General features: G+C 55.1%; 14 protein-coding genes. 8 read left to right on the plus strand and 6 right to left on the minus strand.

The window, feature by feature from the left end; translation table 11 throughout:
• Nucleotides 1-10: 10 nt before the first annotated feature.
• On the minus strand, nt 11-769 hold the full coding sequence (locus SACSAC_RS22710) for an SDR family oxidoreductase (RefSeq protein ID WP_037290648.1): 759 nt from the start codon (nt 767-769) through the stop codon (nt 11-13).
• A gap of 37 nt (nt 770-806) precedes the next feature.
• Nucleotides 807-1,076, minus strand: coding sequence for an Atu4866 domain-containing protein (locus SACSAC_RS22715; RefSeq protein ID WP_037290651.1), 270 nt, complete (start codon nt 1,074-1,076; stop codon nt 807-809).
• A 175-nt stretch (nt 1,077-1,251) separates the two neighbouring features.
• On the opposite strand from SACSAC_RS22715, the gene SACSAC_RS22720 reads away from it, so the two are divergent.
• Nucleotides 1,252-2,190 carry an AraC family transcriptional regulator gene (locus SACSAC_RS22720; RefSeq protein WP_037290654.1) on the plus strand — a complete coding sequence of 313 codons (939 nt, stop codon included), beginning with the start codon at nt 1,252-1,254 and terminating at the stop codon, nt 2,188-2,190.
• A 166-nt stretch (nt 2,191-2,356) separates the two neighbouring features.
• Here SACSAC_RS22720 and SACSAC_RS22725 read toward each other — a convergent pair whose 3' ends face one another.
• Nucleotides 2,357-2,797 (minus strand): PRD domain-containing protein, encoded by a 441-nt coding sequence (locus SACSAC_RS22725; RefSeq protein ID WP_037290657.1) that lies wholly within the window; start codon nt 2,795-2,797, stop codon nt 2,357-2,359.
• 145 nt (nt 2,798-2,942) lie between these two features.
• On the opposite strand from SACSAC_RS22725, the gene SACSAC_RS22730 reads away from it, so the two are divergent.
• On the plus strand, nt 2,943-3,911 hold the full coding sequence (locus SACSAC_RS22730) for a LacI family DNA-binding transcriptional regulator (protein ID WP_037290659.1): 969 nt from the start codon (nt 2,943-2,945) through the stop codon (nt 3,909-3,911).
• A gap of 79 nt (nt 3,912-3,990) precedes the next feature.
• A complete protein-coding gene (gene folE2 / locus SACSAC_RS22735; protein ID WP_037290662.1) occupies nt 3,991-4,902 on the plus strand; it encodes a GTP cyclohydrolase FolE2 in 912 nt (303 codons plus the stop codon).
• Nucleotides 4,903-5,127: 225 nt separating this feature from the next.
• Here folE2 and SACSAC_RS22740 read toward each other — a convergent pair whose 3' ends face one another.
• Genes SACSAC_RS22740 through SACSAC_RS22750 form a run of 3 tightly spaced genes read right to left on the minus strand, consistent with a single transcriptional unit; the run spans nt 5,128 to nt 8,268 of the window.
• On the minus strand, nt 5,128-5,457 hold the full coding sequence (locus SACSAC_RS22740) for a DUF3024 domain-containing protein (protein WP_037290664.1): 330 nt from the start codon (nt 5,455-5,457) through the stop codon (nt 5,128-5,130).
• Nucleotides 5,458-5,479: 22 nt separating this feature from the next.
• Nucleotides 5,480-7,147, minus strand: a complete 1,668-nt coding sequence (locus SACSAC_RS22745; RefSeq protein ID WP_051507337.1) for a nucleoside recognition domain-containing protein — start codon at nt 7,145-7,147, stop codon at nt 5,480-5,482.
• Nucleotides 7,141-8,268 carry an NAD(P)/FAD-dependent oxidoreductase gene (locus SACSAC_RS22750; protein ID WP_037290667.1) on the minus strand — a complete coding sequence of 376 codons (1,128 nt, stop codon included), beginning with the start codon at nt 8,266-8,268 and terminating at the stop codon, nt 7,141-7,143. Before SACSAC_RS22750 ends, SACSAC_RS22745 begins: the two co-directional genes overlap by 7 nt.
• A 233-nt stretch (nt 8,269-8,501) precedes the next feature.
• On the opposite strand from SACSAC_RS22750, the gene SACSAC_RS22755 reads away from it, so the two are divergent.
• From SACSAC_RS22755 to SACSAC_RS22775, 5 genes are all read left to right on the plus strand, one after another.
• Nucleotides 8,502-9,935, plus strand: coding sequence for an N-acetylmuramoyl-L-alanine amidase family protein (locus tag SACSAC_RS22755; protein WP_051507338.1), 1,434 nt, complete (start codon nt 8,502-8,504; stop codon nt 9,933-9,935).
• Nucleotides 9,936-10,329: 394 nt separating this feature from the next.
• A complete protein-coding gene (locus SACSAC_RS22760; RefSeq protein ID WP_051507339.1) occupies nt 10,330-11,757 on the plus strand; it encodes an N-acetylmuramoyl-L-alanine amidase in 1,428 nt (475 codons plus the stop codon).
• 493 nt (nt 11,758-12,250) lie between these two features.
• The gene (locus tag SACSAC_RS22765; protein WP_051507340.1) at nt 12,251-12,910 is read left to right on the plus strand and encodes a bifunctional transcriptional activator/DNA repair enzyme AdaA; all 660 of its coding nucleotides are present in this window, start codon (nt 12,251-12,253) and stop codon (nt 12,908-12,910) included.
• 82 nt (nt 12,911-12,992) lie between these two features.
• Entirely contained in the window at nt 12,993-13,982 is a 990-nt protein-coding gene (locus SACSAC_RS22770; protein WP_051507341.1) for a DNA-3-methyladenine glycosylase family protein, read from the plus strand.
• A 16-nt stretch (nt 13,983-13,998) separates the two neighbouring features.
• Nucleotides 13,999-14,583, plus strand: a complete 585-nt coding sequence (locus SACSAC_RS22775; protein WP_084778298.1) for a methylated-DNA--[protein]-cysteine S-methyltransferase — start codon at nt 13,999-14,001, stop codon at nt 14,581-14,583.
• Nucleotides 14,584-14,693: the final 110 nt, after the last annotated feature.

Raw genomic sequence — 14,693 nt, forward strand, 5'->3', positions numbered from 1 at the left:
CTGCACCTCTTCAAACTGCGTCCTTCGCCGGCCGCACCGTCAGTTCATTCACGTCGACGCCTTCCGGCTGGGCGATCGCGTACGCGACGGCTTCGGCGATCGCTTCCGCAGGCAGCGCGATTCTGCGGTATTCCCGCATCGCCGCGCGTGCATGCTCGTCGGAAATGCTGTCGGCCAGCTCCGATTCGGTCACGCCTGGCGAGACGAGCGTCACGCGGATCGAACGCCCCGTCTCCATGCGCAGCCCTTCCGAAATGGCGCGGACGGCGTATTTGGTCGCGCAATACACGGAGGCCGTCGGCGTCACCTCGTAAGCGCCGATCGAAGCGACGTTGACGAACTGTCCGCCTCCTTGCGCTTGCATGACGGGCAGGCCCGCCGCGATGCCGTGCAGCACCCCGCGGATATTAACGTCGATCATGCGGTTCCATTCGTCGATTTTGCGTTCTTCCAGATTGGACAGCGGCATGACGCCGGCATTATTGACGATAACGTCGACGCGGCCGAACTTTTCGACCGCTTCGTTCACGAACGCTTCCATGTCTTCCGGATCGGTCACGTCCAGCTTGCGATATTCCGCGGTTCCTCCCGCCGAGCGGATCTCGTCCGTCAACGATTCCAGCCGCTCGACGCGTCTTGCGCCCAGCATCACTTCGGCTCCCTGCTTCGCCAGCAAGCGCGCCGATGCTTCGCCGATTCCGCTGCTGGCTCCCGTAATCAGGACGACTTTGCCTTCCACGCCGTTCGTTTGCCGTTTTTCCGTATTCATGTTCGTTCCTCCTTGAAAGGTTCGGCCGCAGCCTTTTTTATTTTTGCCGGTAAAAAATCATGCCTCCGTGATACAGCACGTCTTCGCGAAATTCGCCGTCCGCCGTGAATCCGGTATCGTCGATATAATCGATATGGTCTCCTTTGACGGTGTAGCTGCCGGTGTACGCGCTGACGCAGCTGCCGCGGGCTTCGTCGTAACGTCCGTTTCGCAGCAGTTCTTGACGGATCAGGCCGTCCGCGGTCACCCACATGCCGACGTAAGGATGCGGTTTTTCATTTTCGCGTTTGTCTCCGTTCGCGTTCATGATTCGTCCTCCTCTCGTTTCGGTTCTGGTTCAGTATGAAGGATTCGCGGATGCGGGAGGTAGAACGATCGACGCAAAAAATTGCCTATTCCGCGCAAAGCTGTTCGCACGCGAAGCTTCGCATTGTATAATCGAAGAAAATCCGCGCAGAACCGTATAAAGGAGGATTCCCGTAATGTCGACTTCAACCGCCCGTTCCACCGTCAACGAAAAGCTTGCGGAGCTTGCCGGCTCGATTGCCCGATTCTCCGCGATCGACGGCACGTACCAGACGGACTTCCCTCCGCTGTCGCTGATTCGCAGCTCCGAAGATGCCGTCCCGGTCTATACCGTTTACGAACCGTCGATCTGCCTCGTCGCCCAGGGAAGCAAGCTCGTCCTGCTCGGAAACGAAGCCTACCGCTACGGACCTTCGCAGTACTTCGCGGTATCGGTCGATCTGCCGATCTCCGGTCAGGTGACCGAAGCGTCGGCCGAACATCCGTATCTGGCCGTCCGCCTGCGGATCGATCCGCAGCAGGTGCTCGAACTGCTCCGCGAAACGGAAGACGGTTCCGCTGCACGGACCTCGACCGCGCGCGGATTGTACGTCAGCGAAGCGGCTTCCGGCATGCTGGACGCATTCCTGCGCCTCGTGCGTTTGCTCGAAACGCCCGAGGATCTTCCGGTGCTGGCCCCGATGGCGGCGCGGGAAATTTTGTATCGGGCGCTGCGGGACGGACAGGGACGATCGATTAGGCAGATGGCGCCCGGAGCGGGACATGCCGCTTCCGTCGCCGAAGTGATCCGGCGCATCCGTGAAAGCTATAACGAACCGCTGCGCATCGACGAGCTGGCCGGGGAGGCGGGCATGAGCCCGTCTTCGCTGCATCGACGATTCCGCGACGTGACGGCGATGAGCCCGCTTCAATTTCAAAAACAGATCCGGCTGCAAGAAGCGCGTCGAATGCTGCTTTGCGAACCGGTCCAAGCCGCCGAAGCCGCTTTTCGCGTCGGTTACGAAAGCCCGTCCCAGTTCAATCGCGAATACGCCAGGTTGTTCGGCCGGCCGCCGCTTGTCGATATTCGCCGATTGAGAACGCTATCCGCAAGCCGGACGGCGGGCGAAAATTAAAGCCACGTTCGAACGAACGGCGAACCTCAAGAAAGACTGCTGAAAAAGCGCTTTTCCGTTACAAGCGAAAAAGGAACGTTTCCGAGGGAACGTTCCTTTTTCGACTAAGCATTCAGGGGTATGAGCAATTCTTTCGACGGTCTGCGCGGCAAGGATGCGAAAGCGCTCAGGCGCCGCGCTTCGCGCCGCTCGAGACTACCTTATGCACGTGCAGCATCAGATCGAGCAGTTCATCATCCGGTAGACGGGCGCCGCTTCGGCGTTCCAGGTCGCTTCGAATCTCGCCCGCGCATTCGTAGCATTCCGGCATATGCTCGCGAATCAAACAGCCGAGCGTGCCGTCCGTTGCCGCGCTGCGGTCTTCCGTACGCAGTGCGCGACGCACCGAGGTCCGCATATGCTCGGCAAAACGCCGATACGTCAATACCGATACGTCAGAGCTTCCGATGCCGAAACGTCGCTCAATGATATCGAATGCGTTTTCGAGTGTGGCAAACAAAAGCTCTCCTTCGCCGCCCGTCGCTTGTTTCTTCCAATAGATGACTTCGTCCGCTTGTTCTTCTTGCGCGATCACCATATGGTCGTTGATGATTTGCGTAATTTTCATGGTTGCCGCCTCCCTTTCGTCGTTCACCGTGTGTTTGGATGTTCCAAGCATAATTTGTGACATCGATTTCAGGTCAACAGCTTTTTTCGTCCTCTGCGAAAAAAATTGTTTTTTGATATACTTTTGGTCAAAGGGGGTGGCAGAAATGACAAATATCAAAGAAATTGCAAAACGTGCTGGCGTATCCCCCTCCACCGCGTCTCGTGCGCTCAGCGGAAAAGGCTATGTCAGCGAAGAAAAAAAGCGCCGCGTGCTAGCCGTAGCCGAAGAATTCGATTACGCGCCAAACCTGAACGCCCTTTCGCTCAAAACGGGAATCACGCGCAGACTCGGTCTGGTCGCCCCCGCTTTTATCGAATCGGTCAGCCTGTTTACCGGAGGATTCGTACGGGCGGCCGAAGAGAACGGGTATACCGTGACGCTGTTCATGACGGGCAGCGACGTATTCAAAGAGCTTGAAGCACTCGAAGCCTTACGTCGTAAACAGGTAGACGCGCTCGTGTTCGTTATGTTCCAGAGCGAACTGTCCGTGATTGCCGGTTATACGAAATATGGCCCGATCGTATCTTGGCAGCGAATCGTGCATGAAAATGTTCCTTCGGTATTCATGAATCAATATGACGGATACATGATCGCGCTCGAACATCTATATGCGCAAGGTTATCGCCGAATCTGCAATATTTACGGCGCTCCGATTCGACTGAATACGCAAAGCCGCATGGAGGCCTTTCAGGACTTTTGCCGAAAATACGACCTTGATCCCAATGCTTGTCCGTCTTTTGATAACATGGGCAACACCCGTCACGGGGAACAAATGGTCCGCTGGTGGCTGGAAAACGGACGCATCCCGGACGCGTTTGCCACTACCAACGACCGTGTCGCGGCAGGCATGGTCGCGGAAGCGCGCAGGCTCGGCTTGCAAATCCCGGAAGATTTCGCCGTCTGCGGCTTTGACAATCTCGACTTCGCGGACATGCTCGATCTGACGACGATTCATTATCCGGTGAACGAACAGGCGGGCAACGCGTTCTCGATCATTCGCAACCGCATCGAACATATCGATCTGCCGCTGCGTCCGCTGAAGTTCCACTTGGTCCAGCGCAGTACGACATAAACTTACGCTCCCAAGCTGTTGACTTATTAATCGTATACATTACTATTAAAGGAAAACGCTTAGGAGTCCTGATGCCTTTATGACCGATCTGCATTTTCCGCCCAAAAAGGAACGTCACCGCAAATTCGGAAGCGTTCCTCCTATTCCGGGCGATAAACCTACAAGCAAAGACCAAATGCTTGACCTGCAAAACCGCCGGGAAGATTATTGGTTCGACCTGGATCAAGTCGGCGTGTCTTCCGTGAAGCACCCGATCTTGTTCCGCTCTCCATTGGCCCCTGCCCAGCAAACGCCGATTGCCTCGCTGGAACTGACGACTACCCTTTCCCGTGATGCAAAAGGGATCAATATGAGCCGCCTGACCGAACAATTGGAACGCTATCGTCATACCGATTTCGTGTCCGATCCGGCTTCCCTGAACGCCTTCACCCGCGAACTGGCCGAAGCCATGCAGCAAGACGGCGCAACGCTGAAGCTGGAATTCCCGTGGTTCTACGAGCGCAGCGCTCCCGTTTCCGGCCAAGTCGGCCTTGCGCACGCCGAACTAAGCATCGAAGCCCGTTATCACAAGCACAGCCAACCCGAATTTTCTTTAACCGTCGGCATCCGGGCATCCGTAACCACGCTCTGCCCCTGCTCCAAAGGAATCAGCGAATACAGCGCCCACAATCAACGGGGAACCGTCCAAATCCAAGCCGAAGTCGATCCCGAACAGCTCGACAATAATTGGTGCGCCCTGCTGCTCGACGCCGCCGAATCCAACGCCAGCGCTCCGTTGCATCCGGTTCTCAAACGGCCCGACGAAAAGCTCGTCACCGAGCGCGCCTACGAAAACCCCCGCTTCGTCGAAGACCTAGCCCGCCTCATCGCCGCCGACCTGGTCGAATGCCCCTTCATCCGTTCTTTCGATCTCGAATGCCGCAACGAAGAATCCATCCACCAACACGACGCCATAGCGCGGGTCCGATACCCAAAGAAAAGCGCAATATAAAAATCAAAAGCAGCCTCAAGCCTTTTCGCTTTGAGACTGCTTTTTCTTGTATGTTTTATCTTTTCTTCTCTTAACCTCCCCAAAAATGCGACTCCCAGAAGCTAAGCGGAGGGAAAAATCAGTGAAAGACGCCTTTGAGCAAAGAAAGCCGGAGGCTTTCTGCGCGAGACAGCGTCTTGAACGATTTTTCCCGCAGCGCCTCCTTCGCCGAATTCGCAGTTCCCGTCACCTCCAAAACAACCCTTCCGGATCAAGCTCGAACTGTTCCAGCTGATCTTCGAAATCGGGCTGCGGTGCCAGCGACGGCGCCGCGGCCCATTTTCCGTCTTCCGTTTTGGCGTATAGGTTCCAAGCTCCCTGCTCCAAACGAAACTGCGCCAGATCCTTACCTTGCCAGCCGTAACGCGGCGGCTCCGGACGCTCCTCGCTCAAGGTCACGCGGTCCTCCTCCATCCGGTACACGATTCGCACCGCCCTGCGCATGCTCGGCGGAATTTTTTCCGAAATATAACCGCGAAGCAAAGCTTCCAATCTTTTCGTTTCCAGCGTACTCATCGATATTCCCGCCTTTATCGTTTTAGTTTAAAAAGGTAAACAGCAGCGCCAGCCCCGCCGTTGTCACGATCGACGTCGCCGCCTGCTTGCCTGCGAGCGAAGAAGCGAACTTCCAGCCCAGCTCCCGACGAACCGCCCACAACGTAACCAAGCAAGCAGTGAGCGTCGAAGCCAAGTAAACCAGCGTAAATACCTGTCCCGCATTCATCGAAGCCAGCAAGTCGCCTTCTCCGCGGTTCAATACTAATAGACCGTCTTTACGCAGAATCGAAAATAGCACGCTCTCCGCCGCTTCAGCGGGCAAATGCAGCCAACCGAGCAGCGGTGCCGCCGCGCGCGACAATCCATTCAACAGTCCGCTCCATTCCAACAGAGACGCCGCTGCGCAAATCATCAGAAAAATCGGCATCGCTTGAAGCAAAAATTGCTTGACCGTTCCGCGTACCTTCCAGCTGACCGCACGCAGCCCTGGACGCTGAAGAAAGGTCGCAGGCGAGTAGCCAGGCTCCGCCAAGCCGGATGCTCCCCGATTCCAGACCCGCGTATGCAAAGCGCCGACGACAGTCAGCACAACTATATAAGGAAGGAACAGCCACGGACGACCCGCCGAGCCGAAGATCGACAGCGATGCGCCGATCTGGTAACTGCACGCCGAACCGTAAGCGATCAACGATACGCAAGATTTTCGGGAGCATAGGCCGCACGTCCGACTTTGGAAAACGGCGACCACATTGCATCCGAAACCGGACAATACCGGGATCAGGTCCCGGCCGTTTAACCCAATACGGCGCATCCAGGGATCAAGCGCATCGGTGATTCGATCTTTAAGCCCGCTCTCCTCGGTCAAAGCCAGGCTGATTCCAAGCAGCAGCACGACCGGAAAAGCCCAAATGAACGAATAGATCCCGAGCGTAAATATGCCGTAATCCCCGACCAGCATCGCATTCGCTAACGAAGGCCACCCCGCCGCCCATGATCGAAGCGGATCAAGCAAGCCGATATCGGCCAGCGGTTGAAGCGCCGTAGACAGCAGATACGCGAGCATGACGGGAACAGCGAACAAAAATATCGAGGCGACAAGCGCGGCAAGCCGTCCATAACGTGTATGCTCAAACAACGTCTGCTGCGGCGGGATTGCAGAAGCTGCCGCCGCAGCCGGGAAAGCCGGGGTTTGGCGAAGCACGGATGCGGACGCCAAACGCCGTGACAGCTCTTTTTTCCAATCTTCGTCAACGCGGCGAGCGTCAACGGAAAGCACCGGAATACCAAGCGTACGCTCATAGTGAAGCTTCAACTCATCCGTTCCGCCGGGCATTTTATCCGCAAAAGTAAGCACGAGCACGGCGCGGCGCCCATCGGCCCGTGCCGCTTCCAGCAGAAGCGGCAGCTCAAGCGCGGAATGCGTGCCGCGTACGACAAGCACGACTTGATCCGCCAGCTTCAATTCCCGTAGAGCGTCACGCGTCACTTGGCTGTCTCCGCTGCTTTGAAGTCCGGGCAGATCAACCAGTTCTTCCCCGGCCGACCAGAGCGCGCGCCTGGCGGTCACCGTTGATCCGCGAAAGTTCGCTTCCTCCCCCGTATCCTGACCGGTCAGCCCGCGGAACAAAGCCGATTTCCCTGCCGATTCGAAACCGACCAGCACGGTTGAACGCAGCTCGGCATCCGGCTTCGGTTTGCGTGCTAACACGTGCAGTCCTCTTCGCAGCAGGACAGATCGATCAGCAGCATCCCTTCCCGCCGATATTCGTTCAGAGGAGAGAGGTCGAGTCCCAGCCGTCTGGCAATCTCTCCGCCCACAACGCCGAAGCGTTGACGAAACTTATAAATGAAGCAAAAGATCAGATCGTCGTGCACCACGCTAGGTCCGGCCAAAAATAACCCGGGCGTCACGGTAGACTCGTCGTATTCGTTCAGCAGCACGGCTCCGTCTTCCCTTTTCGCAAAATGGTCTTCCACCATACGCAAGCTGCCTGTAAAGCCATTTGCCAAAATCGGAGGATGAGGCGTGTGCAAAAAGCTTTCTTCGCCATTTGCATTTTCGCTGTAGAGCAGGTAGCCTCCATCATCCTTGGGCTCGATCCAATGCACCTCGTGACCCGCCAACAGCTTAATTTTCCCGTCTTCGACATCCTTCAAACGATCCTTCGTAAACGGTGATAACGTCAAGCTGGGATCGCTGCTCCCCTTCTCCGTCCAGCGCCCGCTATGATCGATGATCGTCACCTTTTTACCCTGCCTAGCCAAATGAATCGCCGCGTCCGCGCCGCTCTCGTATCCGCCGATCACGATATATTCGTCGCCCGGAAGCGCCGCCCATTCACGAACGAGACTGCTGTGCATGGCATATTCGGCTCCGGGAAAAGCGTCCGTGTTCGGATACTGGAACTCGCCCGCGGCCCAGATCACATAACGGCTCCGCATAAGGCCGCGGCTGCTGTCCAGTTCGAATCCGCCGCCTTCCAAGGGACGAATAGCCGTGATATCGGTATTCGCGTAGATCGGCAGCTTGCGATAAGCGGCCAACGCTTCCAGATAATCCGCATATTCGTCTCCCGAAGGATGCTCCGTTCCCAGCGTAAAAGCAGGAGACGTGCGCAGCGATATCGAATTTAAATCAAGCAGACCATAAGCGTTTCCGGTAAAAGAAGGCGTGATCATGCGCGTCTCCTTCGGCCAAAGCCGAAAAGAAGAGCCGATTCCGCCGCGATCCACCACGGCGAAACGGCCGATTTTCAAATCCTGCAACACACATGCTATGCCTAAGCCCGCGGCGCCGGCGCCGACGACCAGACAATCGAACTCTTCCATTTGGGTTCACCTCGAAACTTTAATAGTAATTATTACGATTTATTCAGAGCATACGGCGTTCCTGCTATTCTGTCAAATCAAAGTCACTTGAATTTTGCGGCATCATGTTCTATTTTGGTTGTAGGTATGTTTTTTGTATAGGTGAAACTTTAGTCCCGCCTTGGGCGTCCAATTTATATAAAGGTTACTCGTCATGCCATCAAGTACATACATCATTCAAAGGAGAAGTGAGAATGAAACTCGGAAATTTTGCTTGGAAAAAGAGCATCGTGGTGTTTGCCGCTCTTATGCTGTTGGCGCTCTTTACGCTTCCCGGAACGGTTCGGCACGCGTCCGCAGCCGCCGCGGTCGAAGCAAGCATCGTATTGGACGGTCAGACGATCAACGGGGCAGAGCCGGTCATCGTCAACCAAACGACGATGGTACCGATTCGCGTCGTCTCCGAACAATTGGGTTATTCGGTCAATTGGAACCAATCCGCGGGACGCGTGACGATCGGAGGAGAAGCCTCGCCGCTCGTACTGACGATCGGAAGCACGACGGCGGATTCGGCTTCAGGCAGCGTACAACTGGAGCAGCCGCCGTTCGTTCGTTCCAGCACCACCTATGTACCGCTGCGCTTCGTCGGTTCCCAGATGGGTCTCGGCGTCAAGTGGGAGCAGGCTTCCCGGACCGTATTTTTGCAGACTCCGGCTCAAGACCCATCTCTTCCGCCCGCCGTCGAGACGCCGGACCCAACGCCTGTCGTTCCTTCGAATAACGCGTCAATCGATGCCATCAGCTTCAGCGATAACCGCTTGACGATATCGGCCGGAGCGAACGTAACGCCGAAAAGCTCTTCATTGGCAGGCCCGGACCGGATCGTTGTCGATCTGCCGAACAGCGCTTTCGGACCAGGGTTGCTTGCCAACGGCAGCCTGGGATTGGGACAAGTCGGTACGCTGGCCGTAGAAAATTCTTCCCTGGTCAAGCAAGTTCGATACTCGCTGTTCAGCGAAAGCCCTTCTACGGTTCGAGTGGTGATCGATCTGAATCGGGCTGTCGGATACAACATCTACACGGAAGGCAATCTGATCTTCGTTGATCTGAACGACGACGGAACGGCTCCGCCTATCGGAACGGACGGCAAAAAGGTCGTGGTGATCGATCCGGGACACGGCGACCATGACTCGGGCGGCGTCGGTATTACCGGCGTCAAAGAAAAAGACATGGTGCTTCAGGTCGGATTAAAAGTAGCTGCGCTGCTCAAGCAGGAGCCGAATATCGACGTCATTATGACGCGCAGCGACGACACGTTTATCGCGCTGGATGACCGGGCCAAGATCGCCAATAATGCCGGAGCGGATGTATTTTTGTCCATCCACGGCAACAAAGCCAACGCGAGCAGCGCGGTCGGCACCGAAACGTATTACGCCGATGCAGCTCGCAGCAAAACGCTGTCCGACACGATCCAAAAACACGTTCAGCAGGCGACAGGCTTCCGCGACCGCGGCTCTAAACAAGCCAACTTCGTCGTCATTCGCAAAACGACCATGCCCGGCGCACTGGTCGAAGTCGGATTTTTGAGTAACGGCGAAGAAGAAACTTTGATGATGCAAGAAGACTTCCAGCAAAAAGTAGCCATGGCGATCGTCGCGGGCTTGAAAGAATATCTGGGCGTGAACTGATCCTTTCTTCCTGCTCTTTTCTTTCTCTTCTTTCTAAAAAATAGAACCTGCAATGTAGGTTCTCAGATGTCGAAAAAGTTCAACGTAGCTGGAAGCCAGAAGGCGGAGAGAAAAATTCAGTGAAAAACGCCTTTGAACTCGGAAAACTCCTTATTTAAATCCAATCCATTTTCCGAGTGAGACAGCGTTTTGAACGAATTTTTCTTGGAGCCTTCTGGCTTCCCACGCCACGTGACTTTATCGACAATCTGAGAACCCGCAATCGCGGGTTCTTTTTTGTTTTTGCAGCCTATAAGTTTTACTCGGCAACTAATTTTTCCTGAATCAATTTATTTTGCCTTAGAGAAACTTTTTAATCGTAATTGCGTCTATTAGCTTGAAGGGAGTAGTGATAATGAGATTCGAACGAAAGTTATGGAAAAAGATAGCCGCCATGCTTCTGGCTATCGTGCTCACGGTTACGCTGGCTCTGCCCGGCACAATCGGACAGGCTTCTGCCGCAACGACTGAACCCGGAATTATGTTGGACGGCCGAAAGCTGGATAACGCCCAGGCCATTACGATTGGCGGAACAACGATGGTGCCGATTCGCGTTGTTTCCGAACAACTCGGCCACTCGGTGAATTGGAATCAGGCGACAGGACGAATACAGATCGGAACGGCTCCAGCCTCGTTGACCTTGACTCTGGGCAGCCGGACGGCAGCTTCATATTCGGGTAGCATTACCATGCAGCAAGCCCCGTTTGTTCGTTCGAATACGACCTATGTACCGCTTCGTTTCGTCGGCTCGCAAATGGGCTTGGCCGTTCGATGGGAACAGTCTTCAGGTACCGTTTATCTGCAAACGCAGCTTGAAGCCCCTTCCCTTCCGACCACGCCTCCGACAGATACGTCGACACCGCCTGCCGATTCGAACACGGCGTCGATCAACAGTATCAGCTTCAGCGACAATCGTCTGACGATCTCGGCGGACAGCTCCGTGAAGCCCCAAGGTTCCGTGCTCGCAGGCCCCGATCGGATCGTGGTCGACCTGCCGGGCAGTTCGTTCGGACCGGGACTGCTTCAAAACCAAACGGCATCCACGGGACAAGTCGTCACCCTGCCCGTAACCGGTTCTTCGGCGGTCAAGCAGGTTCGTTACTCGCTGTTCAGCCAAAGTCCGTCTACGGTACGGGTCGTGATCGATCTCAACCGTTCGACCGGACACAAGCTGTATACGCAAGGCAATCTGGTACTCGTCGATCTGAACGACGACGGCGCGGCCGCACCGATCGGCACCGGCGGCAAAAAAGTCGTGGTCATCGATCCCGGACACGGCGATCAGGACCCCGGCGGTATCGGCGTGACCGGCAAAAAGGAAAAAGACATGGTACTGAGCGTCAGCCTGAAGGTCGCCTCGCTGCTCAAGCAGGAACCGAATATCGACCTGATCATGACGCGAACCGATGACACCTTTATCCCGCTGGACGGACGCGTCAAAATTGCCCAAGACGCCAAAGCCGACGTCTTCCTGTCGATCCACGGCAACGCCGCATCATCCAACGCAGGCGGAACCGAGACGTTCTATGCGGATACCAAACGCAGCAAAGCCTTATCGGACACCATTCAAAAGCATGTCTTGGCGGCTACCGGATTCCGGGATCGCGGCTCCAAACAAGCCAACTATCTCGTCATTCGCAAAACGACCATGCCCGCCGCCCTGCTCGAAATCGGCTTCCTGACCAACGCCAACGAAGAAAAGCTGATGATGCAGGACGCTTTCCAACAAAAAGTAGCCAAAGCCATCGTAGCGGGCATTAAAGAATACTTAGCCAATAGCTGATTTCAACAGCTAAGCTTAACCGCGATCTGTTACTAAGGGGTACAACGGACATCTGATCTGTTGTACCCCTTTTTATATCCCCCACTTACTCCCCCAAAAAGCTCTTTTCGAAAACCTCTTTCCCAAAGCCTCTTGAGCTGGGCTGCCCTGAATCTTTTCAAACGATCCTAATCTCTTAAACGGATGCCGCTAGGCGGAGAGAGAAATTCAGTTCATGACGCCTTTGAACTCGGAAAGATTCCTTACAAAAATTCCAATCCATCTTTCCGAGTGAGACAGCGGCTTGAACGAATTTCTCTCGCAGCCTACGCAGCCTATCCTTTCTTTTACGAACAGGATCTTGAAGCATTTCCAGACGCCCGCTCAAGGCGCCCCTCCCCCGTTTTCGAAAAGCAGCTTCCGACCTTAACCGCAATAATGAGGAGTCCTTTTCCCTCTCATCCTGTTACAATGAACACATCAGTCACCGCCGAACCGGAAAGGAGCCGCACCTATGAACACAACCGTTGGAACGATCCGCCTGTCTTTCGAAGAGATGTGGGAGCGCATTATGGCTTGCGACGCAAGATACGACGGACTCTTTTTCACGGCCGTCAAAACGACCCGGATCTACTGCCGCCCATCCTGCCGATCCCGCAAGCCGAAAAAACAAAACGTGGAGTTCTATGTCCGTCTGAACGAAGCCGAAGCCGCAGGATATCGCCCGTGCAAAAGATGCCAACCGGAATTCGAACACTCGCCGTGGAATGAATTCGTGCTCAAGGCCCGCTCCTTTATCGTGGAACATTACCGGGAAAATCTGCTGCTGAAGGATATTGCGGATCACGTTAAACTCAGCACCTATTATCTCGAACGGCTGTTCAAGCAGGAGACGAGCGAGACTCCGCGCATGGTTTTGGAAAAGGTTCGCGTAGACCGTGCCGCACACTTGCTGCGATGCAGCGACAAATCCAATCTGGATATCTGTTACGAGTCGGGCTTCCATACCCCCTCGAATTTCTATAAAGCGTTCAAACGCCATCATGGGTGCTCGCCTGGCGAATACCGGGATCAGGGTGCGCCGATCGTGCGCGAAGCCGCGCGGCGCAAAATTCCGCGACAGCCAACATCTGCCGGGCAACGGCAAGCCCCACCATCAGCTACTGCCAAATGATTCTAAGTTCGGACCAACTACGGGGACGCTGATTCCCTGTCAAAACAGATTTTAGTTAACGCGAAAGGAGGTCGCTATTAGGATGCCCCCGTCTGACTATCTGTCCTTAGAACGTGAACACTCCGAATCACTGCCGCTGAATCTTCAGGTTACCGAGCCGTTTAGCTGGAGTGAATGCTTGGCTTATCTGGGTCGATCGGATGTTGAAATCATGCATCGGATCGAAGGTGATCGGGTCTATAAACCTGTGGAACTGGATGGAATCCCTGTATTGTTGGAACTCCGTTATGCAGCCGATTCTGCCTCTCTTCAGATTGGGTTTCCACAAGGAAACGTCGCGCCTGAAACACGCTCCGCCGCGGCAAGTTACGTGCGGGAATGGTTCGGTCTGGATGACGACTTGCTTCCGTTCTATGCACTGGCGAAGCAAGATCCCATCCTTCATCCGGTCGTGTCTGCCCATGCGGGTTTACGACTCATCGGGATTCCGGAATTGTTCGAAGCGCTGGTCTGGTCGATCACGGGTCAGCAGATCAGTTTAGGCTTTGCCTACACGATGAAAAAGCGGCTTGTCGAAACCTACGGCGAACCGCTTGCGGACGCAGACTTGAACACAACCTTTTCTACTAATAAGCCCTTCTTCCTGTTCCCTAAGTCTGCACGAATTGCCGCACTGTCGCCGGACGACCTGAAGCCGCTGCAATTCTCGGGACGCAAAGCGGAATACATCATCGGCATCGCGCAGCTGTTCGAGCAAGGCAAGTTGGACAAAAAAATGCTGCTGAATATGGAAATAGCCGAAGCTCGCGAGACGCTGCTGGCGATTCGCGGCATCGGTGCCTGGACAGCCGACTATGTAGGGTTAAAATGCCTGCGGCATTCGACCGCTTTTCCCGTTGGCGATGCCGGATTGCAACAGGCGTTGAAGCGCGGGCTTCAGCTTGACCGCAAGCCGCTTCTATCCGAAATGACCGAAGCTTCCGCGAGCTGGCATGGGTGGGAAGCGTACGCCACCTTTTATCTGTGGCATTCGCTGCTAGCGCCAAAGCGGCAATCTTCGATTTCGACTTAACAGGAGGAATTTCATCATGAACACCCCATCTATTCCACAATCCGCTTTGGCGACGGCATTACCGAAGGCCTCTACAACCTATCGACTACTCTATCTGTCTCCATTGGGCGAGCTTGTTATCGAAGGAACGAATGAGGCTGTGCTATCCATCTTGTTCAGCGACACGGCAATGCCCGAAGGCTGGCCTGCGGTCAATCCGTTCCCTGACGCTTTTGTATTCGAGAACGATCAGAACGCTTCAGAAACGAATATTCCCGAAGCGCTGCGGATCTGCCGTCGCCAGCTTGCCGAATATTTCCGCGGCGAGCGGCGCAGCTTCGATTTTCCTTACTCTTTCTACGGTACGGCTTTTCAGCAGTCCGTATGGACCGAACTCGCGGCTGTTCCTTACGCCGCTTCAAGCTCGTATAAAGACCTGGCGATTGCCGTCGGCAGCGAGCGGGCTGTCCGGGCAGTCGGTTCGGCTAACGGGCGGAACAAACTCAGCATCGTATTGCCTTGTCACCGCATCATCGGTTCCGGCGGCAAGCTGACCGGATATGCGGGCGGACTTTGGCGCAAAGAATGGCTATTGCAGCATGAAGCTCGCTTTGCCGAGTAAACTCCCTTTTCCAATCCAATACGCAAGCCCATCAGACGCAGTTCGCGATACGGATGGGCTTTTTTCTTCTTCTTTTTTAGCGTTGACAGTCCCGATTACATAGGCTATAT

The organism is Saccharibacillus sacchari DSM 19268, assembly GCF_000585395.1.
GTDB classification, from domain to species: domain Bacteria; phylum Bacillota; class Bacilli; order Paenibacillales; family Paenibacillaceae; genus Saccharibacillus; species Saccharibacillus sacchari.